Origin of the sequence: Haloactinomyces albus, from assembly GCF_031458135.1 — a bacterium.
GTDB classification, from domain to species: domain Bacteria; phylum Actinomycetota; class Actinomycetes; order Mycobacteriales; family Pseudonocardiaceae; genus Haloactinomyces; species Haloactinomyces albus.
The window spans coordinates 198254-218998 of record NZ_JAVDXW010000001.1; the positions used below are offsets into that span (position 1 = coordinate 198254).

Annotated in this window: 25 protein-coding genes; 8 read left to right on the top strand and 17 right to left on the bottom strand. The window is 67.6% G+C overall.

Annotated elements, in window-relative coordinates; genetic code table 11:
• Nucleotides 1-2: 2 nt before the first annotated feature.
• The 4 genes from JOF55_RS00940 (at nt 3) to JOF55_RS00955 (ending at nt 4496) form a co-directional block, all read left to right on the top strand.
• A complete protein-coding gene (locus tag JOF55_RS00940) occupies nt 3-533 on the top strand; it encodes a 2Fe-2S iron-sulfur cluster-binding protein (RefSeq protein WP_374727342.1) in 531 nt (176 codons plus the stop codon).
• Nucleotides 530-1522, top strand: a complete 993-nt coding sequence (locus JOF55_RS00945) for an FAD binding domain-containing protein (protein ID WP_310268066.1) — start codon at nt 530-532, stop codon at nt 1520-1522. Before JOF55_RS00940 ends, JOF55_RS00945 begins: the two co-directional genes overlap by 4 nt.
• Nucleotides 1519-3630, top strand: coding sequence for a xanthine dehydrogenase family protein molybdopterin-binding subunit (locus tag JOF55_RS00950; protein ID WP_310268069.1), 2112 nt, complete (start codon nt 1519-1521; stop codon nt 3628-3630). Before JOF55_RS00945 ends, JOF55_RS00950 begins: the two co-directional genes overlap by 4 nt.
• A 176-nt stretch (nt 3631-3806) precedes the next feature.
• Nucleotides 3807-4496, top strand: coding sequence for a DUF4383 domain-containing protein (locus JOF55_RS00955; protein ID WP_310268072.1), 690 nt, complete (start codon nt 3807-3809; stop codon nt 4494-4496).
• 72 nt (nt 4497-4568) lie between these two features.
• On the opposite strand, the gene JOF55_RS00960 is transcribed toward JOF55_RS00955, so the two are convergent.
• The 9 genes from JOF55_RS00960 to JOF55_RS01000 form a co-directional block, all read right to left on the bottom strand.
• Complete coding sequence (locus JOF55_RS00960; protein ID WP_310268075.1) at nt 4569-4871, bottom strand: WhiB family transcriptional regulator; 303 nt, start codon at nt 4869-4871, stop codon at nt 4569-4571.
• Between the two features lie 222 nt (nt 4872-5093).
• Nucleotides 5094-6512 (bottom strand): NADH-quinone oxidoreductase subunit N, encoded by a 1419-nt coding sequence (locus JOF55_RS00965; RefSeq protein WP_310268078.1) that lies wholly within the window; start codon nt 6510-6512, stop codon nt 5094-5096.
• Nucleotides 6513-6514: 2 nt separating this feature from the next.
• Nucleotides 6515-8020, bottom strand: a complete 1506-nt coding sequence (locus JOF55_RS00970; protein WP_310268081.1) for a complex I subunit 4 family protein — start codon at nt 8018-8020, stop codon at nt 6515-6517.
• A 3-nt stretch (nt 8021-8023) separates the two neighbouring features.
• Complete coding sequence (locus JOF55_RS00975) at nt 8024-9895, bottom strand: NADH-quinone oxidoreductase subunit 5 family protein (protein ID WP_310268084.1); 1872 nt, start codon at nt 9893-9895, stop codon at nt 8024-8026.
• A gap of 4 nt (nt 9896-9899) precedes the next feature.
• Nucleotides 9900-10205, bottom strand: coding sequence for an NADH-quinone oxidoreductase subunit NuoK (locus JOF55_RS00980; protein ID WP_310268087.1), 306 nt, complete (start codon nt 10203-10205; stop codon nt 9900-9902).
• Nucleotides 10202-10792, bottom strand: a complete 591-nt coding sequence (locus JOF55_RS00985) for an NADH-quinone oxidoreductase subunit J (RefSeq protein WP_374727196.1) — start codon at nt 10790-10792, stop codon at nt 10202-10204. Before JOF55_RS00985 ends, JOF55_RS00980 begins: the two co-directional genes overlap by 4 nt.
• A 13-nt stretch (nt 10793-10805) precedes the next feature.
• Complete coding sequence (locus JOF55_RS00990) at nt 10806-11735, bottom strand: NADH-quinone oxidoreductase subunit H (protein ID WP_310268094.1); 930 nt, start codon at nt 11733-11735, stop codon at nt 10806-10808.
• Nucleotides 11728-12966, bottom strand: coding sequence for a hypothetical protein (locus tag JOF55_RS00995; protein WP_310268098.1), 1239 nt, complete (start codon nt 12964-12966; stop codon nt 11728-11730). The genes JOF55_RS00990 and JOF55_RS00995 overlap by 8 nt, the downstream gene beginning before the upstream one ends.
• Complete coding sequence (locus tag JOF55_RS01000; protein WP_310268101.1) at nt 12957-13307, bottom strand: NADH-quinone oxidoreductase subunit A; 351 nt, start codon at nt 13305-13307, stop codon at nt 12957-12959. Before JOF55_RS01000 ends, JOF55_RS00995 begins: the two co-directional genes overlap by 10 nt.
• A gap of 237 nt (nt 13308-13544) precedes the next feature.
• Between JOF55_RS01000 and JOF55_RS01005 the strand changes: the two genes are divergently transcribed.
• Entirely contained in the window at nt 13545-13946 is a 402-nt protein-coding gene (locus tag JOF55_RS01005; protein ID WP_310268103.1) for a four-helix bundle copper-binding protein, read from the top strand.
• Between the two features lie 102 nt (nt 13947-14048).
• Nucleotides 14049-15029: an SDR family oxidoreductase gene (locus JOF55_RS01010; RefSeq protein ID WP_310268106.1), complete on the top strand. Its 981-nt coding sequence runs from the start codon at nt 14049-14051 to the stop codon at nt 15027-15029.
• Here the strand turns inward: JOF55_RS01010 and JOF55_RS01015 are convergent.
• Both JOF55_RS01015 and JOF55_RS01020 read right to left on the bottom strand, forming a co-directional pair.
• The gene (locus tag JOF55_RS01015; protein WP_310268109.1) at nt 15026-15262 is read right to left on the bottom strand and encodes a hypothetical protein; all 237 of its coding nucleotides are present in this window, start codon (nt 15260-15262) and stop codon (nt 15026-15028) included. The two genes, JOF55_RS01010 and JOF55_RS01015, sit on opposite strands and share 4 nt — an antisense overlap.
• Before the next feature lie 155 nt (nt 15263-15417).
• Complete coding sequence (locus JOF55_RS01020; protein ID WP_310268112.1) at nt 15418-16002, bottom strand: hypothetical protein; 585 nt, start codon at nt 16000-16002, stop codon at nt 15418-15420.
• 293 nt (nt 16003-16295) lie between these two features.
• Between JOF55_RS01020 and JOF55_RS01025 the strand changes: the two genes are divergently transcribed.
• Nucleotides 16296-17171 (top strand): helix-turn-helix domain-containing protein, encoded by an 876-nt coding sequence (locus JOF55_RS01025; protein WP_310268116.1) that lies wholly within the window; start codon nt 16296-16298, stop codon nt 17169-17171.
• Nucleotides 17168-17428 carry a DUF397 domain-containing protein gene (locus tag JOF55_RS01030; RefSeq protein WP_310268119.1) on the top strand — a complete coding sequence of 87 codons (261 nt, stop codon included), beginning with the start codon at nt 17168-17170 and terminating at the stop codon, nt 17426-17428. Before JOF55_RS01025 ends, JOF55_RS01030 begins: the two co-directional genes overlap by 4 nt.
• Here the strand turns inward: JOF55_RS01030 and JOF55_RS01035 are convergent.
• The 6 genes from JOF55_RS01035 to JOF55_RS01060 form a co-directional block, all read right to left on the bottom strand.
• The gene (locus JOF55_RS01035) at nt 17385-18032 is read right to left on the bottom strand and encodes an acetoacetate decarboxylase family protein (RefSeq protein ID WP_310268122.1); all 648 of its coding nucleotides are present in this window, start codon (nt 18030-18032) and stop codon (nt 17385-17387) included. The genes JOF55_RS01030 and JOF55_RS01035 overlap by 44 nt on opposite strands.
• A gap of 55 nt (nt 18033-18087) precedes the next feature.
• A complete protein-coding gene (locus tag JOF55_RS01040; RefSeq protein WP_310268125.1) occupies nt 18088-18444 on the bottom strand; it encodes a hypothetical protein in 357 nt (118 codons plus the stop codon).
• A 51-nt stretch (nt 18445-18495) separates the two neighbouring features.
• Entirely contained in the window at nt 18496-18909 is a 414-nt protein-coding gene (locus JOF55_RS01045) for a DUF2267 domain-containing protein (RefSeq protein WP_310268128.1), read from the bottom strand.
• A gap of 101 nt (nt 18910-19010) precedes the next feature.
• Nucleotides 19011-19241, bottom strand: a complete 231-nt coding sequence (locus JOF55_RS01050) for a hypothetical protein (RefSeq protein WP_310268130.1) — start codon at nt 19239-19241, stop codon at nt 19011-19013.
• Between the two features lie 86 nt (nt 19242-19327).
• Nucleotides 19328-20068 (bottom strand): metallophosphoesterase family protein, encoded by a 741-nt coding sequence (locus tag JOF55_RS01055; protein ID WP_310268132.1) that lies wholly within the window; start codon nt 20066-20068, stop codon nt 19328-19330.
• Nucleotides 20065-20622, bottom strand: a complete 558-nt coding sequence (locus JOF55_RS01060) for a nucleotidyltransferase family protein (protein ID WP_310268133.1) — start codon at nt 20620-20622, stop codon at nt 20065-20067. Before JOF55_RS01060 ends, JOF55_RS01055 begins: the two co-directional genes overlap by 4 nt.
• Between the last annotated feature and the right edge of the window lie 123 nt (nt 20623-20745).

A 20745-nucleotide genomic window follows, 5' to 3' on the forward strand; every position in this document is an offset into this window, starting at 1 on the left:
GAATGGATACCCGGATCGACCTGCGGGTGGACGGTGAGCAGCGCTCGCTCACCGTCGACACGCGCACGACACTGCTGGATGCCCTGCGCGAACGGCTGGGAGTGACCTCCCCGAAGAAGGGGTGCGATCACGGGCAGTGCGGTTCGTGCACGGTCCTGCTCGATGGACGACGCGCCACCACGTGCCTGGCCCTGGCCGTGGCCCACACCGGCTCGGAGATCACCACAGCGGCCGGTTTGTCCGACGGCGACGACCTGCATCCCGTGGCACGGGCGTTCCTCGACCACGACGGCCTGCAGTGCGGGTACTGCACGCCGGGCCAGATCTGCTCGGCGGTGGGCATGCTCGACGAAGCCAAGGCCGGATGGCCGAGCCTGGTCACCGAACATGCCGAGGACAGTGCCGCACTCGACGAGTCGGAACTCGACGACGAGGAGATCCGCGAACGCATGAGCGGGAACCTGTGCCGCTGCGGGGCCTACACGAACATCGTCACGGCCATCCGCGAAGCATCGAACGGAGGGAACCGATGATTCCCTTCGACTACCAGCGGGCCGACCACGCCGAGGGAGCCGTGGCCGCCGTGGGGGACCGTTCCGGAGCGACCTTCCTCGGTGGCGGCACCAACCTCGTCGATCATCTCAAACTCGGCATCACCGAGCCCGAACTCCTCATCGACATCACCCGACTGCCCTTCGATGCCATCGACCCGCTGCCCGACGGCGGAGTGCGGATCGGCGCGACCGTGCGCAACAGCGATCTCGCGGCCGAGGCGATCATCCGGCAGCGCTATCCGGTGCTGTCCCAGGCGCTGCTGTCGGGGGCTTCCGGGCAGTTGCGCAACCTCGCCACCACGGGTGGCAACCTGCTGCAGCGCACCCGCTGCCCGTACTTCCAGGACGTCACCACGCCGTGCAACAAGCGCGAGCCCGGATCGGGATGCTCGGCGCTGAACGGCTATACGCGCAACCACGCCATTCTCGGTGCCTCCGAGCACTGCGTGGCCACCCATCCCTCGGACATGGCGGTCGCTCTGGCCGCACTGGACGCGACCGTGCAAGTCACGGGCCCGAACGGGCAACGCGGTATTCCGGTCACCGACCTGCACCGGCTGCCCGGCGACGAGCCGCACCGGGACACGGTGCTCGAGCACGGCGAATTGATCACCTCGGTGGACCTGCCGGAACTGCCGAGATCCACGCGCTCGCGCTACCGCAAGGTACGAGATCGCGCTTCGTACGCGTTCGCGCTGGTGTCGGTGGCTGCCGTGCTCGAGATCGAGGGCGACACCGTGCGCGAGGCACGCATCGCACTGGGCGGCGTCGCCCACAAGCCGTGGCGCGCGAGCACGGCCGAGCAGGCACTGCGCGGCGCACCGACGACCGAAGAGTCCTTCCGCTCGGCAGCCGAAGCGGAAATCGCCCAGGCACAGCCACTGGCCGACAACGAATTCAAACTGCCCATGGCCCGCAACACGCTCACGGCCACGCTACGGGACCTTGCCGGGAAGGAATCGCGATGACCACCGCGGAAGAGGCTCTGCTCCGGCCGAATGCGATCGGCACACCGCTGGTTCGCCTCGAGGGCTCGGACAAAGTCACCGGCACGGCGCCGTATGCCGTCGAGCACCCGGTCGACAACCCCACCCACTTCCATCCCCTGCAGTCCAGGATCGCGGTCGGGCGCGTGCACAGCATCGATACGAGCGCCGCGCACGCCGAGCCGGGAGTGCTCGCGATACTCACCCCCGACAACGCCCCGCGGCTGGCCTCGACGGGCAACGGTGAACTGGAGATCCTGCAATCCGACGAGATCGCCTACCGCGGCCAGTTCCTCGGCGGCGTGATCGCCGAAACACCCGAGATCGCCCGCCATGCCGCGAGTCTGATTCGGCTGGAATACGAGCAACGCAGCCATGACGTGAAGCTGCGTGCCGACCGAGGCGACCTCTACAAGCCGGAGCAGGTCAATCCGACCTTCGAAACCGACACCGCGCAGGGCGATGTCGATGGAGCGCTGGCTTCGGCGGCGGTGACGCTGGATGCGACCTACTCCACGCCGATGGAGCACAACAATCCGATGGAGCCGCACGCCACCATCGCCTGCTGGACCGACGATGGTGAACTCACCCTCTACGACTCCACACAAGGTGTGTACTGGACACAAGGGACCGTGGCACCGTTGTTCGGGCTCGAGCAGCAGCAGGTGCACGTGATCTCGCCGCATGTCGGAGGCGGTTTCGGGTCCAAGGGAATACCGCACCCGAACGTGGTGCTGGCCGCGATGGCCGCCCGGCTCGTACCGGGACGGCCGGTGAAATTCCCGCTGACCCGACAGCAGATGTTCTCCGTGGTCGGCTACCGCACACCGACGATCCAGCACGTGCGGCTCGGTGCCGACGAGCAGGGCAGGCTCTCCGCGATCGCGCAGGACGTCGTCGAGCAGTCCTCGAAGGTCAAGGAGTTCGCCGAGCAGACGGCTGTTCCGGCCCGCACGATGTATGCCGCGCCCCATCGCCGGACCTCGCATCGGCTCGCGGCGCTGGACGTGCCGGTGCCCTCGTGGATGCGTGCTCCCGGTGAATGCCCGGGCATGTTCGGTCCCGAGGTGGCCATGGACGAAATGGCCCTGGCGTGTGGTCTGGACCCGATCGAGTTCCGAGTACGCAACGAGCCGGAGACCGATCCGGAGTCCGGCCTGCCGTTTTCCAGCCGCAATCTGGTGGCCTGCCTGCACGAGGGCGCCCGCCGATTCGGATGGCACGACCGCGATCCCGATCCGGGCGTCCGGCGGCGCGGCGACTGGCTGGTCGGTACCGGCGTGGCCGCCTCCACCTACCCCGTCTTCGCGATGCCGGGTTCGCAGGCCACCATCCGGACCACTCCCGAGGGGCGCTACACCGTGCTGATCGGTGCGTCCGACATCGGTACCGGGACCTGGACGACACTGACCCAGATCGCCGCCGATGCGCTGGAGGTCCCCGTCTCCGAGGTCGACCTGGAGATCGGAAGCACCACACTGCCCACCGCCTCGGGGGCGGGGGGCTCCTCCGGCATCAACTCGTGGGGTTCGACGATCGTCGATGCGGCCCGCAGGCTGCGTACCCGGCTGGACGAGCACGGTGGCACCGTCCCCTCGGAAGGAATCGAGGTCACCGGGGAGATACCCGAAAACCCCTACACCAGCCAATACGCGATGTACAGTTTCGGTGCCCAGTTCGCCGAGGCGTGGGTCAACACCGACACCGGAGAGGTCTCGGTCCCCCGGCTGCTGGGTATCTTCGCCGCGGGCCGGATCATCAACGCCCGGACCGGTCGGTCACAACTGCTCGGCGGAATGACCATGGGACTGTCCATGGCCCTGCACGAGGAAAGCGTGCTCGATCCCCAGTTCGGGCACGTGGTCAATCACGACCTCGCCGAGTACCATATCGCCACCAACGCCGATATCGGCTCCATCGAGGTGGATTGGCTGGACGAGCACGATCCGTACGTCAATCCCATGGGTGCCAAGGGCATCGGGGAACTCGGGATCACCGGTACCGCGGCGGCCGTCACCAACGCCGCCCACCACGCCACCGGCATCCGTGTCCGCGATCTCCCCTTGAGCCCCGACAAGTTCCTCCGGTGACGCGGCGAAGTCGGCCGCTGTACTGCAGCGGCCGAGCCACCGGTGGAAAACCGGGACGTTATTCGCAGGTCCGTGCCGGGTAGACCGAAGAGTGGACGTTGTCCTGGGCGCCCAAGACGTACTCGAGACTCGAAAACGGGCGACCCGAGCGGCACCCCTTCAGGGAGGCACCGGCTATGAACAGCACACGTACACGGCCCGGCACGCATCCGGTGCATATCGTGCACCGGGTCAGTGCCGCGGTATTCGGGCTCGGCCTGTGGGTCTTCGCCGGATTGGGTTTCGCCAACGGCCTGGCGTACTTTTCCACCCAGGGCCAGGAGGTCCTCGGCTTGTCCAGCAACGGTGCCCTGTCGACCGTTTCGGTCGTCGCCGGGGCGATCCTGCTCGGTGCGGCAGCCTGGGGTGGCCCCACCGCCTCGACCGTCACCGCGGGAATCGGCGTGGTGTTCCTCATCTCCGGCATCGTGCACCTGGGCATCCTGGACACCAACTTCAATATTCTCGCGTTCCAGCTGTCGAACGTGTTCTTCAGTCTGATCGCAGGCTTGCTGCTGCTGATCGTGGGCATGTACGGCCGTGTCTCCGGAGGTCTTCCGCCGGACAACCCCTACCGGCAGGCCCACCCCATGCGAAACCGGCCGTATCCGGAGGAACAGCTCAACATTCCCGCCCAGGGCGAGGACGAACGGGAACAGGAGCAGTTGGAAGCCGAAGTGGCCATGGGAGAAGGGCATCCGACACCGGAGCAACAGGCGATGGTCGAGCAGGAGCAAGCCCGGCGGCAAGGCCGGGAACGGGCTCGCGCGTACGAGCAGGCTCGCCACGCGGAGGAGAGGACATCGCCCCGCCGTACCGAAACCTGAGATCTCCGAACACCTCCGACACGAACGGGGTGGGCCGGTTCCACGAAAACCGGCCCACCCCGATACATGCGATCAGGCCGACAGGCTCAATCCGCCGGTTTTGCCGGTGCGGAGCAGGTGTCGCCGCTCGTCCTCGGTCAATCCGCCCCATACGCCATAGGGCTCTTCGACATTCAACGCGTGCTCCAGGCATGCCTGTGCCACCGGACACCGCGCGCATACCTGTTTGGCCTGAGACTCACGCGCCTGACGGGCACCGCCGCGTTCGTTCTCCGGGTGGAAGAAGACCTCACTTCCCATCCTCCGGCAGGCGGCATCCCGTTGCCAGTCGTAATTATTCGCATGCGGAACCGGAAGTCGAGTCGTCGTCGTCACCGCTCTCCTCACTACCCCGCGCTCCGTGTACGCCGGTGTGCGCAGAAACCGCCAACCGGCATACGTGGCGCTGTCGAATATCAATACTCGATGGTTCCCCGTCGAACCTCCCTTCACTTTCCCGGCACCGCGTGGGCTCTAAACATGGTTCAGCGGACAGGAGCTCCCGATTTGCGGGAGAACTGCGAAACCACCACAGGAACAGGCCGACCGGGCACACGCTCAGGGCAGCAGCGACCCTGTGAGCAGGGGAAGAACGATCCCGCCTGCGAGACCGAGAGCCAGGGAGGCGGCTCCGGCGGTGTAGGCACCCACCGCCGACCAGCGTCCTGCAGGCACGAGGGTGTCGCTTGCCGTCTCGGGGACCGCGACGAGGGCGGGGGCGATCCAGCGCAGGTAGTAGAAGAGACTGGCCACGGTGTTGGCGACGGCGACGACGGCCAGCCAGGTGTAGCCGCCGTCGATGGCGGCGCTGAACACCTCCAGTTTTCCGAGGAACACCCCGGTGGGGGGTGTGCCCACCAGTCCGAGCAGACACACGACCAGGACCGCGGCAAGTCCCGGATGCCTGCGGGCGAGGCCGCGGTAATCGACCAGCCGGGGTGCGTGCGGCAGCTCGGCAACGACGGCGAAGGCACCGAGGTTGGTCACCGCGTAGGCGGCGAGATAGAACAGCAGGGCCGGTAGCGCGATCTCGCTGCGAGTCGCGACGGCGACGGCCAGCAGGATGTAGCCGACCTGACCGATGGTCGAGTAGGCCAGCAGGCGACGAACGGTGTCCTGGAAGAACGCCGCGAGATTGCCCAGGGTCATCGACGCGACGGCCAGGACGGCCACGAGCAGCGACCAGTTCACGCCGACCGTGGGCAGCGCTTCGGCCACCAACCGGTAAACGGCGATCAGCCCCCCGATTTTGGGCACGGTGGTGACGAACGCGGCCACCGGCGTGCTCGCCCCTTCGGTCACATCGGGCACCCAGAAGTGAGCGGGCACCGCGCCGATTTTGAACAGCAGCCCGGCGAGTACGGCCACGATCCCGACGGCGACCGCTGCCCGTGGGGCGGCGGGCAGGTTCTGGGCCAGCGTCGCGTAGCCGGTGGATCGACCGGTTCCGTAGAGGATGGTGATGCCGGTGAGCATGGTGACGCCGAGCAGAGCCCCCATGAGGTAGTACTTCAGGGATGCCTCGGTTCCCGGTGCGTCCTTGACGAATCCGGCCAAGGCATACAGCGGTACCGACGCCAGCAGGTAGCCGGCGACCAGCAGCAGCAGGTCGGCCGCGCCGGTGAGCGTGATCGTGCCGAGTGCCGCGAGCTGCATCAGGACGTAGAACTCGGTTTCCCGCTGGTGGGACTCGACCGTCTCGATGGACAAGCAGATCGTCAGCAAGGTGGCGGCGAGCACGATGATCCGGCCGGCGTTGGTGGCGACGTCCACGGCATAGCTGCCACCGAAGACCATCCGCGGCCCGTTGCCCATCGCCACGGCGGTGGCGGCCAGGCCCGCCAGGCAGGCCAGCGCGGCCAGCAGCCGCACCAGCCACTGCCGGTGCCGGGGAAGCCAGGCTCCGAGCAGCAGTCCGAGTACGGCCCCGGCCACGAGTGTCAGTTCGGGGATCAGGGCAGCAGGATGCATGTTCATGATCAGCGAGCAACCATCTCGATCAGTGTCGTCGAGGCCGGTTCGATCACGTTCAGCAGGAAACGCGGCAGCACGCCGATCACGACGGCGATCGCGAGCAGCGGCATGATCGAGGCGGCCTCACTCGGCCTCAGGTCGGTGAAGTCGCGGGCGGCGCCGGGTGCGTCGGGGATCCGCAGTGGACCGAGGAAAACCCGGTGCAGTGCCCGCAACAGCAGGCCTGCGGTGATCAGGATGCCCAGCAGCGCCAGCGCGGTGGCCACGGTTGCCGAGGACAGGCTGCCGGTGAAGATCTGGAACTCGGCGATGAACCCGGAAAAACCGGGCAATCCGAGCGAGGCGAACACGGCCACCGCGGTCACTCCGGCGAAGACCGGTGCGGGCCCGGCCAGGCCGGAGTAGGTGCTCATGTCGTAGCTGCGCCTGCGGTCGTGCAGGACCCCGGCGAGCAGGAACAGCGCCCCGGTGAGCAGCCCGTGGCTGACCATTTGGGTGACCGCGCCGGTGATGGCCAGCGAACGGGCCTGCTCGTCGCTGCCTGCCACGATGCCCGCCGCTCCGACCGCCAGGATGATGTAGCCCATGTGGTTGACCGAGGTGTAGGCGATCATGCGCTTGAAGTCCTCCTGGGCCAGCGCCACCAGTGCGCCGTAGAGCACCGAGACCACCCCGATGATCACGACCACTCCGGCGTACTGGCGCCAAGTGGCAGGCAGCAGCGGCATCGCGATGCGCACGAAGCCGTAGGTGCCCATCTTCAGCAGGACCCCGGCCAGGATCGCCGAGCCCGCAGCGGGGGCGTCGGTGTGCGCGGGCGGCAGCCAGGTGTGAAACGGCACGGTCGGAGTCTTGACCGCGAGTCCGATGCCGACGGCCAGCAGCACCAGGGCTCCGTAGGTGCCGCTGCCCGCCAGTGGATTGGCCCGGCTGAGCGCGACGATGTCGAAGGTGTGCGGCTCGGCGGCCAGGTACAGCCCGATGAAGCCCAGCAGCAGTGCCAGCGACCCGATGAAGGTGTACAGGAAGAACTTCAGCGCAGACTGCCTGGCCTGCCCATGGCCCCAGCGGGCGATGACGAAGTACATGCCCACGATGGACAGATCGAAGTAGACGAAGAACAGGATCAGATCCAGCGCGGTGAACAACCCCAGGCTCACCGTCTGCAGGAACAAAAACAGCAGCACGAAGCTCTTGACCCGGTGGGGCTGGCGCAGCGAGTGGATCGCACACGCCAGGAACAGTCCCGAGGTGACCGCCACCATCGGCAGTGACAGGCCGTCGAGGCCCACGTGATAACTCGCCCCCGCGCTCGGGATCCAGCGCAGTTGCTGCTCGTAGGCCATCCCGCCGCCTGCGTCGTAACCGAGCCAGGCGGCCACGACCAGGGCGAGATCGGCCGCGGCCACGGCCACCCAACTTCCCGTGAACATCCGCCCGCCCACGGAGGCGGGTACCACGGCGAGCACCACAGCCGCCGCCAGCGGCAGGAACACGATCAACGACAGCACGGGCTACCTCACGAAGACGAGGAACAGGGCAAGCACGGCGAGTCCCGCCGCGACCTGGGCGTAGTACTGGTGCACCTGGCCGGTCTGCGGGCGGCGCGCGAATGCCCCGAGCCGCCGGGCGCCCGTGGACACAGCACGCACCACCCCGTCGACGCCGAACTCGGCACCGCGGTCGACCAGGCGCGCCAGCCACCGTCCCGCATTCGGCACGGCCATGACGGTCCGATCCAGCACCCGGTCGTCGAAGACAGCCAGCCCACGAGCCAGCACCATCGTCGGCCGCACCACGAGCAGTTCGGCAACTCGTTCGGTTCGCAGCCACTCCCGCAGCAATCGGCTCACCGGAGCCGGTATCGGCAGCGACCGGCTACCCCACCACCAGGCAACGGACGCGGCGGCGAGGGCCAGCAGCGCGGAAAGCACGAGTTCCCACGCCTCCGGTGCAGCTGCACCTTCCGCACCGACGAGCGACTGCACGGCGTGCGCCACCGGCGGAAGGCCCAGCAGCCCGAGCAGGGCCGCACATCCGGCCAGCACCACCAGCACGGGCCGTGCGAGTGTGGACACTGCGCGAGTACCGGCCTGCTCGGTGTCCCACCCTGCTGCCGCGTCCTCCGGCTCCGGCTGCCAGACGGACCAGGCCGCCTTGGCGCTGTAGATCGCGGCGACCACCGCAGCGGCGAGCCCCGTGGCGTAGAGGGCTGGACTGCGGTGCAAGGCGGCGGCAAGTACCTCGTCCTTGGTGACCCACAGCGACAGCGGTGGCAGGCCCGCAAGCGCTGCGGCGGCGACCGTGAACATCATGCCGACCAACCGGTACCGGCGCGCGGCGCCGCGCAACGCGGGCAGCGCCTTGGTACCCAACGCACTCAGCCAGGCCCCGGCAGCCAGGAACAGGGCCGACTTGGTGGCCGCGTGCGCCACGAGCTGCATGGTGCCGCCCGCCACGCCACCCACCCCGGCAGCCAGCACCATGAAACCGACCTGGGCGGAGGTGGATGCGGCCAGCAACTGCTTGAGGTCGGTTTGAGCAACGGCGACCAGGCCGAGCACCAGCGCCGTGGCCACCCCTGTCCAGGCCACCACGGGTCCGCCCCAGCCGGAGGCAGCCAGCAGCGGCCACAGCCGCAGCAGCAGGTAGGCCCCGGCGGCGACCATCGTCGCCGAGTGCAGCAAGGCCGACACGGGGCTGGGGCCTTCCATCGCGCGCGAGAGCCAGAAGTGAAACGGCAACTGGGCCGACTTGCCCAGTGCTGCGACCACGATCCCGGCGGTGACCAGGTGCAGCCATGGACCGGCCGTGTCGGGCAGGTCGACCAGTGCGAGGGAACCGACCCCGCCTGCCAACGCCGCCCCGGCTGCGAGGTACAGCCCGAGATCGGCCGCGCGGGTGGTCACAAAGGCGACGTTGGCAGCCCGGACGCGATGCGGCTCGTGCCACCAGAACCCGATCAGGGCCCAACTCATGGCGCCCATGACCTCCCAGCCCATGAGCAGTGTCGCCAGCCCCGTGGCGGTGACGGTGACCAGCATTGCTCCGGAAAACAGCAGCATCAGCCCCGTGAACCGGGCCCGCGACCGGCCGGCGGTGGACTCGCCTGCGGCGAAGAGCAACACCGCCAGGGTGACCGCAGCGACCGTGACCACGAGAATCGCCGAGAGCCCGTCGACGGCCAGGCCCGCGTCGATTCCGGCGAACAGCGGTACCGACACGGCAGGGCGCAGCACCGCAGCCTGTACGGCCAGTATCAGGGTCGTCACCGTCGCGGCGATTCCCACCGCGGGAGCAGGCCGGTCACCGCGGCGACCGGTGCAGGCCAATACCGCCCCGGTGCCCAGCGGCACCGCGACCAGCAGCCACACCAGCACATCCATCGGCCTACTCCTTGAGGTCGGCGGCCATGTCGGTCATGTCCACGTCCCGGCTCCGGAAGAGTGCCGTGACCACGGCGAAGCCGACCGCCATCTCCACCGCCATCGCCGTGATCACCACGACGATGAGGACCTGTCCGTCCACAGCGGATGGAGCGACGTAGTACCAGAACGCGGCCGCAGCGACGATGATGCCGCCCAACATGAGCTCCAGCCCCATCATCAGCATCACGATGGACTGTTGCGACATCGCACCGTAGAGCCCGATCGCCACCAGACCGGTGCCGAGCAGCAAAAACAACTCCAGACTCACCGTGGACCCCGCATTTCCGTCCGCTGTGGACCGACTCCGCCCGGGACCGGGTCCTCGGGGCGCCGCGCACGCAGATCATCACCGAAACGGTCGTAGCGACCCCGCTGGGTGGACAGCATCACCGTCGCGACGATCGTCGCGAACAGCACGAGCCCGAGGGTCATCATCGTCAGCATCTGCGGCCCCATGAGCGCCGTGCCGAGTGCGACCGTGGGCTCGGCCGGAGGACCGCCTGCCCGCTCGGGCCAGTCGACGAGAAAGATCCCGGCACCGAGCACGACGAACGTACCCACGGAGATCGACATCGCCCCGGCCTTGTTGTGATACATCGCCATCGGCATCAACCCGGCCGGATTCATCATGTACATGATCATGAACACGGCCATGATGACCATCTCCATGACCATCATGAGCACGATGACCAATCCCAGGTACCCCAGACCGAGCAGCAGCACCTCGGCGGCCACGCACAGGAACGAAGCCAGCAGCGCGAACGTCACCTGAGCCATCGAATCCAGCCGGAACACCAGGAAGCCGAAGACCACGGCCGCCACCCCGAAGACCCAGAACAGCACGGTGGTCACCAACCGTGATACCTCCTCACCAAGCCAGCACGGCCACCGAGACGACCAGGGCCTGCAGGACGGTCAACGGCACCAGCACCACCCAGGCGAACTCGGCGAACCGCTCCATCCGCACGGTGGGAAACCGGCGGGCCAGCCACACCAGGCCGGCCAGTACCGCCGCCGTCTTGACCAGCGTCCACAACCACGGCGGCAGCACAGGCCCATGACTTCCACCCAAAAACAGCGGTACCGCCATCGCGGCCGCGACCACGAGCAGCAACCAGCGTCCACCGAGGAACACCAAGCGGTCCACCCCGGACAGTTCACCAGCCGCACCACCGGCCAGGTCCCGGCCGACCGGCGCGTCGAACGGACCCCAGAACGCCATCGCCATGGCGCTGAGCAGATACACCACGAAGGCCACCGGCATCCAGACGACGAACCACACCCCGGACTGCGCCTCGACAATGCCGCCCACCCGCAGCGTTCCCGCCGCCGTGGCCGCGGTGATCAGTGCGAACATGTGCGGCAGTTCGTAGGCCAGCCCCTGAGCGACGAATCGATAGCCGCCCACCAGCGACAGCGGCGCGTTCGGCCCCCACCCGGCCGTCCACACCGCCGCCCAGGCCAGGATTTCCATCGCGTTGAACCACACGACCCCGACATCGAGATCGGCCACAGCAGCCCCGCCCAGTGGCAGGACCAGAGCCGCCAGCAGCGCCGCGACCGGAACGGTCAGCACGCCGACCCGCCACAGCACGCCATCGGCGGTCACGGTCGTGCGACGCTGGGTCACGAGCAACCGTGCCACTTCGCGCAGTGGAGCCGTGGCCACCTGCGACGGTGCACCCACCGCACCTGCGGCGCGTGCCGCCAGCACCGCATCGAACGCGATCGTGCCCACGGTGATCACCGCCAGCACCACCGGCAGCACCAGCACCGACCAGAGTGGAGTCTCAGTCACCGGACACCTCCGTGACCACCCGGTCCTCCAATGCTGTGACGTCCGGATCGAGACTGGCCACGATCAGCCGCGCCGCGGCAAGCTCGACGCCCTCCAGCAACTCGGGAAGCACGGCCAGAACGGACGCCGAGCGCGGGTCCTCATCGAAAGATCCCTGCACCAGCGCTTCCTCGGCAGGCAGTGCAGCGGGGTCGTCGATCGCCGGGAGTGTCCGCTCGATTTCGGCCAGCCACGCCTGCCAGCGCGCGGTAACGTCCCCACCGGAGTGACTCGCTCGCAGCACAGGCCCTGTGACCCCGGCCTCTTCGGCCCTCCCGGCGGAGAGCGAACCGAGCCCGTCGGTGAGCCACCGCAGCGTCCGCGCTCGGCGCAGTCGCCGGGCCAGCAGCCGCAGCCGGGGCGTCACCTGGTCAGCGCGTGCTCCAGCGAGTACCTCGTCGCGCAGCCTTCCGGCGCCGACCGCAGGGTCGGACCAACCAGCCACCCGTAAGAGCTTGGCGAGGCCATCCAGGTATGCAGCGACGCAGCGCCGGATCCCCTCACCACGAGTTGCCTCCTGCCCGGCCGCAGCACGACGCCAGGGTTCGTTCCAGAAGTCCTCATCGACGCCGTTCCCTCGGAGAACGTCCACCTGGGCCTCCTGGACGACGTCGCCCTGCAGGGTCAGTTGCACCCGCAGCCCGGCAGGCCAGTCCGGCAACAGCGGCCCCAGGGGAACGTGCAGCCGATCAAGCTGGAGACCGTCGCGGTCCGGGCCACGACCGGCCATCGACAGCCCGCCGGGCATCTCCATGCCATGACCGTGGTCGTGCCCGCCCTCGTCACCGTGCCCGCCCTCGTCATCGGGCTCACCGCTGCGGTGATCGTCACCGGGCACGTTGCTGTCCTGCTCCTCGCTGCCGATGACCTCTCCCGTGTCTCCCCCCTCGGCCAGTCGGCGGCGGGCGTCGTCGAGAACCTCCGAAGCAGCCACCGCGCCGAGACCGTGCACGAACACCCGCGGTTTCGGCACCTGCCGCCACAGGCGATCCACCATGGGCGTCAGCCGCGCACCGATGGGGCCGGTGAGGACCAGAATGTCGGCATCGGCCGGACTCACGGCATCCGGCCAGCCGCGGCGGCGCAGTTCGGCCTCCACTGCGAGGCGTTCCGCGGTGCCACCCGGCACGCAGGCCAGCAGCACGTGCGGACGTCCCGCACCGAAGCGCAACAGGGAACCGGTCAAGCCCATCGCAACGCCCCCTCGCGCCACGCATAGGCGACACCGGCAAGCAGGATCCCGAGGAACACGAACATCTCGATCACCGCGCTCGCGCCTTGCGAGGAGACGACCAACGTCCACGGGTACATGAACAGCATCTCCATCTCGAAGGCCAGGTAGACCATCGTCAGCGTGTACCAGCGCACGTGGAATCGGGAGAACGCATGCTCGACCGGTTCGTCACCCGACAGGAACGGATCGAGTTCCGAGGTCGTCGGAGCCGCCGCCACCAGCCACGCGAGCCCGTACGCTCCGATGGCGAGCACCACGCAGACACCGAACAGCGCCAGCGCCGCGGCGAAACCGCTCAACAGGAGTACACCTCCGCACGAATCGCTCCCCGTCGCGCGGGACAACGGTGTATCCGGCGGATGCGCACAGTCGGCTCCTTCCGTGGCGGCACGGTGTCCTCATCCTGAACCACTAACCGCAGCGGCGCTCGTTCAAACTCCCGCACCACCGATGGCCACGGTGCGCCTCGCCACACCGAATATCCGGGGCCGCACGTGGGTATTCGAAACGGAGGTCACCGTCCAAAGGAGGAACGCATGCCCGCCCGAGAAATGATCGATACTCATCCGACTGGTCCCGACCTCGATCGAGACCTGCTTGCCGACGTGGTGCAGTCAGCGGTCCAATGTGCTCAAACCTGCACCGCCTGCGCCGACGCGTGTCTGAGCGAGCAGCAAGTGGACCGGTTGCGTAAGTGCATTCGCAGCAACCTGGACTGCGCCGATATCTGCGACACCACCGCTCGCGTGCTGTCCCGGCACACCAGCTATGACGCCAATATCACCCGCGCACAGCTGCAGTCCTGCATCCAGGCCTGCACCAGTTGCGGCAACGAGTGCGATCAGCACGCGAGCATGCACGAGCACTGCCGCGTCTGCGCCGAGGAATGTCGACGCTGCGCCGAGTCCTGCCAGTCACTCCTCAGCACAATCAGCTGACAGGGCGCTTCCTGGCACACTGCGCTCGCGACGAGATCGCGGAGCACCGGACCACCCCCGAACGACAGTCGGGCTCGGCCGGATGGATGCGGAGCAAACAACGTGGCACAGCGAATCGCAGGCTCGGTCGCGGTCATCACCGGCGCTTCCAGCGGCATCGGTCGAGCGGCGGCGCTCGCCTTCGCCGAGCGCGGAGCGAGCGTCGTCCTCGCCGCCCGCAGTGCGGACTCCCTGCACGAAGTGGCCCGGGAATGCGAGAAATGCGGCGGTCGCGCCCTCGCCGTCCGCACGGATGTCACCGACGACACGGCGGTGCGGGCACTGGCCGGGCAGGCGAAGGAAGCGTTCGGGCGGATCGATGTATGGGTCAACGGTGCCGCTGTGATCGTCTACGGCGAGTTCGAGGACGTTCCCCTGGAGGTCTACCGGCGTGTTCTGGAGACCAACCTGTTCGGGCAGATCCACGGTGCCCGTGCTGTGCTGCCTCACTTCCGCGAGCAGGGCAGCGGGAGACTGATCAACATCAGCTCGGTGTGGGGGAGCATCACGGCTCCCTACGTCAGCGCCTACGTGGTGAGCAAGTTCGGCATCCGCGCCTTCTCGGAATCGCTGCAGGAGGGACTTCGCCTCCGACCGGAAGCACGGGACATACATGTCTGCACGATCCTGCCGCAGTCGGTGGACACGCCCATCTTCCGGCATGCGGGCCGCTACACCGCTCGCAGTCCCAAACCCGTACCGCTGATCGTCGACCCGTCCCGGGTCGTACGCGCGATCCTCCGCTCGGTCGAGCACCCACGTCGGCAGCGCATCGTCGGCTGGTGGGGCCGCCTCCTGGAAGTCGGGCACACCGTGGCTCCCGGCTTCTACAGCCGGTTGGTGCCCGGTGTGATGAACCGGACTGCTTTCACCCGCCGGCCCACGGCGCCCGGCCCCGGAAACATCTTCGAACCGATGCCCGAATGGAACCGGGTCAGCGGGGACTGGCGGTACGGCCGGGCAAAGCTCGCCACGGGTACGGCGGCGATCACCGCGGCCGCGGCCGCGGTGATCGCGGCGGCACGGCGCCGTTCAGCCGACTAGAAGCGGTGCTGGGCGGCGCCCTTGGTGGGCGCCGAGACCATGACGTGCAGTCCGTTGCAGCCACAAGGGCACACACAGTGCTGCCGAAGCACCGCGACGGCATCGACCTCCTCCACCGAGGGCGCCGACCAGGGATGCTCATCGGCATCACAGTGGCAGTCGCCCCCGACCACCGACACCGGATCGGAGTCGCTCTCGGAGGTGTGGAGGGTGTTGCCGGACAACATGCTCACGTCAGGTCTCCTCTCGGCGTCGATGGGCGGGAACCCATCAGGCACATCCGAAACACGACGTAGTGCTGTTGGAGCAGGTAGCGATATTCTGCGGCGATCACCCGGCGCACGCAGCGCCGTTTCGCTCATCGGACACGAAAGTGGCGGGCCGTCGATCAGCCCACCGAGCAAATCCCCGGAAATCCCCGCTGCGAACGACAGGTGCCTGCGCGCAGAGCAGCCAGCAACCGATCCAACAAGGCGCCGTCGACTCCCTCTTCCCGAAGCCTCGTCGAGGTATCCTGCTCCGACCTGTCCCCCTCCGATTCGCACAGCTCATGGGCGAGGCGCCAGTACGTCAAGCACCGCGGGCAGGGATCACCGTGCAGCGTGAACTCCGCCTTCTGCTGCGGCACCTGCGCTCCGCAGCAGGCGGGCACCTCGCCACCGACGGTGTGGCCGGTCGTCAGAAGTGCCAGATGCACGGCTCCGGCCTGGTCGCCGTGCGTCGCCTGATACCGCACGAACACCTGCACCGGCCACGGCCGACCGTCCGAGCTCGTGGTGGGCCCCCACTGCGCACGGCACCGGGGATCCCGGCTCAGCAGTTGCCCGGTGATCTCCGCAGCAGCTTGCGGGTTCGGTGCCGGGATCCGCTGTGGCGCGCCGCCGGAGCGGTCGAGAACGGCCGTGACGGTGAACGCCGCGTCGTGCGGGGACCACGTGTCGACATCCGCACAGACGCCGGCGGGGCGTGTCACTGAATCACTCCGAACTCGGTGTTGACGGTGGTGGCTCCAGCCGGGTCGGGGGCCGGGCCGGAGCCACCGTTCTCGTTCCCCGGCAAAGCGAGCGCCATCACCGCCGAAAGCGATGCTGCCGTACTTGGCCGGGGAAAGCCATTTCTTCCGCGCGGTCTGCATCTCCCCACAGACTGTCTGCAATATTTATGCAATTTGCACGATCTTGTCATCCGCCGATCGAGTGAGCATGAGATGATCTTGTGCGGAGAGTATCGGAAGCGAGCACTCGACGGACGAGGGAGCAGCGAAACATGGCCTTGCGGAAGACCGCACGGAGCCGCCGACTGGGAGGTCAGCTACGTCGGCTTCGCGAAGACGTCCGGCTCAACCAGGAGGAGATGGCCGAGCACATCAACGCGGGCGAGCACGTCCGTCCCATGTCCGCCTCACACCTGTCCCGGGTCGAATCCGGTCTGGCCCGCATCGAGTCCGGGCAACTCGCCCGCATCATCACCGTCCTCGGAGTCGGCGAAGCGACTGCCGCCCAGCTCAATGAGCTGCAACGCCGTGCGAACGAGAACGGCTACTGGCAGGAGTACCGCGACATCGTCCCCGAACCGGTCGAGATGCTCGCCGAGCTCGGTGAGGACGCCGTTGCCGCACGCAGCTTCGACTACGCCTTCATCCAGGGACTCCTGCAGACCCGTGCCTACGCCGAAGAAGTCATCGACAACGGGCGTGCGTTCGTGCGCCCGATCGACATCGATCGCCTCGTGGAACTGCGCATGCAGCGGCAGAAGCGCCTCAGCGATCCGGACTTCGAGGGGCTGACGGCGGTCATGACCGAGGACGTCCTGCGCAGAGTGGTCGGCGGGCCGGCTGTCATGCGTGCCCAGCTACAGCATCTGACCGAGATGGCACGCACTGCCAAGGTCACGATCCACATCTATCCCCGCGAGGCCGGAGCCCTGCCCGGCGGCGACAACCTCGTGATCTTCTCCTTTGCCGACGCAGGCGACGGATCGGCGGTGTTCGTGGACTCCGACACGGCCTCGCGCATCTACGAGCACGAGCGTGACCCGATCAGGCAGTGCACTTACACCTTCGACGCAGCGTTGGCCCGAGCACTCTCCGCTCGTGAATCTCTGGACCTCATCGCCAGCACCGAGAAGGAGTACCGCCAGTGATCCCAGCACACAACCCCTACGAAGGATTGGACGAGAGCCAATACACGGCCATCGTCGAGGGCACCTACATCAAGTCCCGCTTCAGTTCGGCCAACGGCGGCTGCCTGTCGTTGACCACGGTCGGCGAGTACATCGGCCTGCAGGACGACAAGCTGCCCGAGGCCGACCGCAAGGCCCGCACCCACATCTACACCCGGGACGAGCTGCGAGCCTTCATCGAAGGTGCCAAGGCAGGCGAATTCGACCACCTGCTCTGATGGCCGAGTCCCCACCGAACCACATCCCGAAGTCGCGCATCGCGACACTGGCAAAGGGCCGATGGCCGTGCAGCCTGCCCAGCGGGCCGGACGGATCGACCTGCCACGAAGCGGTGCACATGGTCAGGCGCGTGCGCACGCGCACTCGGCTTTCCCCGACGCCGCCCGCCACCGGTTGGGCGACCGTGTAGCGCAGTGGCCAGGTCCCCGGGAGCGTGCCCCGATCGCTCGTGCTCACCGAAGCGATCCCCGGTGCCCGAGCCCGCAACGGCACCGTGGCGGGGACCTCGAACGTCGCCATGTCCTTGGGAATCCCCCACAGGGCGCGACCGCCCTGCCGGGACGCTTCGCTGTCCACCCAGATCTGTGTGATGCACGCGCGCAGCCGGGCGCCCCGCCGCACGAGCACGGCGACGAGCAACTCGTTGTATTCCAGCACGCTACCGGACTGATAGACGACCCACGCCGTGCCGAGAATGCCCGCACCGCCCACCAGTACCGGCGACAACCCCTCGGCAACGGCGGGGAGCTGCTGCTTCGGCAGGCGCCACAGGGACAACGACAGCTGCCCGCACAGCCGCCAGGGTTCCGGCGGATACGTCATGTCCGCTCCATGGAGGCCCGCGCCGAGTGAAACCCCAACGAATGTACAGGTGAGTTCAACGGCCGAGAAGCTCGCGAGCCAAGGACAGCGCGTTCGGGTCGAGCTGACCGTCCTGGCAGGCAGCGGACCGCAACCAACCGGCCAGTGCAGGCGCTATGGCCGGGGACAGTGTGCTGATCCAGCGAACGGAGCCCGCACGGGCTTCCGCGACATGCTCCGTACTGCCATCCGCGCGCCGGGCGACGATCTCCGGGCGCGTGGCCAGCAGCCCACGGCGTTGCCACTGGCCACGCGTCGAGCTCTCCGCCAGTTGCTCGATCAGCTCGGCCGCTTCGAGTAACTCATCGTGCTCCATCGCCCGCAATCCGGTCGTTCGTGGTGCGGCGGACTCGCTCCCCGGCATTGTTGACATAGCGCTCGGGATTCTGGTCCCGCACCACCGCAACGGGCAACCAGAAACCGGTCACGTCTGCATTTCGCCGCTGCTGCCCGCATCGACCAGCTCGCGCAGTTGCTCGGGCAGCGCATCCCGAACCTTGTCCATCACCCCGCCCTGGGTGGCCTCGCGCAGTACCTCGAACACCACGCGAGCAGCATAGGTCGCCTTCGGCTCGTCCATTCCCGAACGCTCGCTCATGCGCTGGATGAACTCGTTGAGATCGAACCGCTCTCCGGTACCCGCGCCGCTGAACACCTCTGTTCTCCGGAAGTTCTCCCCGATCTCCTGCGGCAGTTGCGAGGCCACGTGATCGGCGAGCTGCTCCGGTACTCGCTCCCCCAGCGTTTCCATAGCGGCACGAGTCGCGGCCTCGGCCTCTCCCCTGCTGGCGAGCTGGGCCCGTTGCTGTACCTGTCCGATGAATGCGTCGTGTTGCATGGAATCCTCCCGGTCCATCTCGGTGGCCACTCGCGGACCGGTGGCCACAGGGACTTACACATCGGGTTCGTTCGGCGCTGCGCGATGCCCACGTTTGCGCATCAGCCTGCTTCCCGCTGCAGACGGTCGCGTAGGAGCTGCTTACCCCGTTCCCCGGCCCGCAGGTTTTCCTCCTGAAGCTGGCGGAGCCACTCGGACAGCTCCGTGTCGTTCTGGCTTTCCGCATCCTCCAGGTACGTCTGCAGCTGCCAGGCCTGCTCCAGCGATCGCTGCAGCACCGCGACAAGGTTGTAGTTCTTGTCCTTCACCGGGCTTCGGGCTTGCTCAACCATGTCCCCTCCTGACCGGACGATCCGTCCACACTCGTATTTCCACATCACAGACAGGAGTAAACGCCCGCGCCACGGCCGATCTCTCCTCACGAAGAGATGTCGAGCGGTTCCCCTTCCCTATCGAGCCGATATACCGCGAACGCCGAACCCAGAACCGGTCGGGCGACATTGCGCACGGGAACGCCCCGGGGGGTTGCGCCCCGTTCGGTGCCGTAGTGGGCGTGCCCGTGCAGGGCGAGATCGACCTCGGCCGCATCGATGGCATCCGCCAACATGTGCGAACCGAGGAAGGGATAGAGCTCGGGCGGTTCACCCCGCACCGTGTCCGGCACCGGAGCATAGTGCGTCAGGGCCAATCGATACTCCGCGTCGAGCGCGTGCAGGGCGTGCTCCAACGACTCCGCCAGAACCCTCGAGTGATCGATGAACGCCTTCATCTCGCGCTCGCCGAACGCGCTCCCACATCGCCCGGCGAAGCCCCCACCGAAGCCCTTGACCCCCGCCACTCCCAGCCGTTGCTCCCCCACGGAGACCACGGCGGTATCTCCCTCGAGCACCTGGATACCGGCGTCGCGGAGCACGGTTGCGAACTCCTCGGGGCGAGCATCCTGGTGATCATGGTTACCGAGGACACCGATCACCGGGACCGGAAGGTCCCGGAATTCCTCGACAACCTCCCGTGCTTCCTCGATCGTGCCGTAGTTGCTCAGGTCTCCCGCAAGCAGCAGCACATCCGCGTGCTCGTCGATCCGCTCCATCGCAGGACGGAATGCGCCCCGCGCCCCCCGGTCCATATGCACGTCACCCACGGCTGCGATCCTGATCAACTCAGGTCCTTTCGCGTCTCGGTCTTCCCCGCGGCCACGTGCGTCCGCTCCTCGGTAATCCCCAACCGCTCCACCAGCAACAGGAAAGCCTCGGCATACGGAGAGTGCTCGGTTTCCCGCCGGACGGCATCCCAGTCGATCTGCTCCCGCAGAGCCCGTGCCGTGGGGAGAAGCTCACTCATGTCGCACCGGTGCGGCCCCAGCACCAGCAGCTTGTCGACGAGGAGATGCGTTGCGGGCATCACCGGCATGCTGGCGGGGCCGACCCGCAACTCCTCCGCCCCGCTCAAGATCGCATCGGTGACCTCGAACTCGTTCGGCCGGTAGATAATGTCAATCATCCGGTCGCCGTCGAATGCCTTGACCAGCCAGTTTTCTGCAGGATCCACCGTGCTCATGCCCCAGTCCTCCAGCGCGTGCAGGGCTCCGTCGATGTCCTGGGGCCGCACCAGAACATCGACATCGTGCTCGGAAACCGGGCCGCCGCGCGCGTAGATCGCACACCCTCCGGTGAGAGCAAACGGCACCTCCCCGTCGTACAGAGCGCTGCTCACCCGGGTCAGCGTCCGCAATAACTCTTCGCTCCCCTCCACCGGATGCACCACCTCCTTGCCGCATGCCGCTGTCTTCTGCCCTGCCCTCCGGCACAACCGTCTTCCCGTGCAGGTACCCCGGAT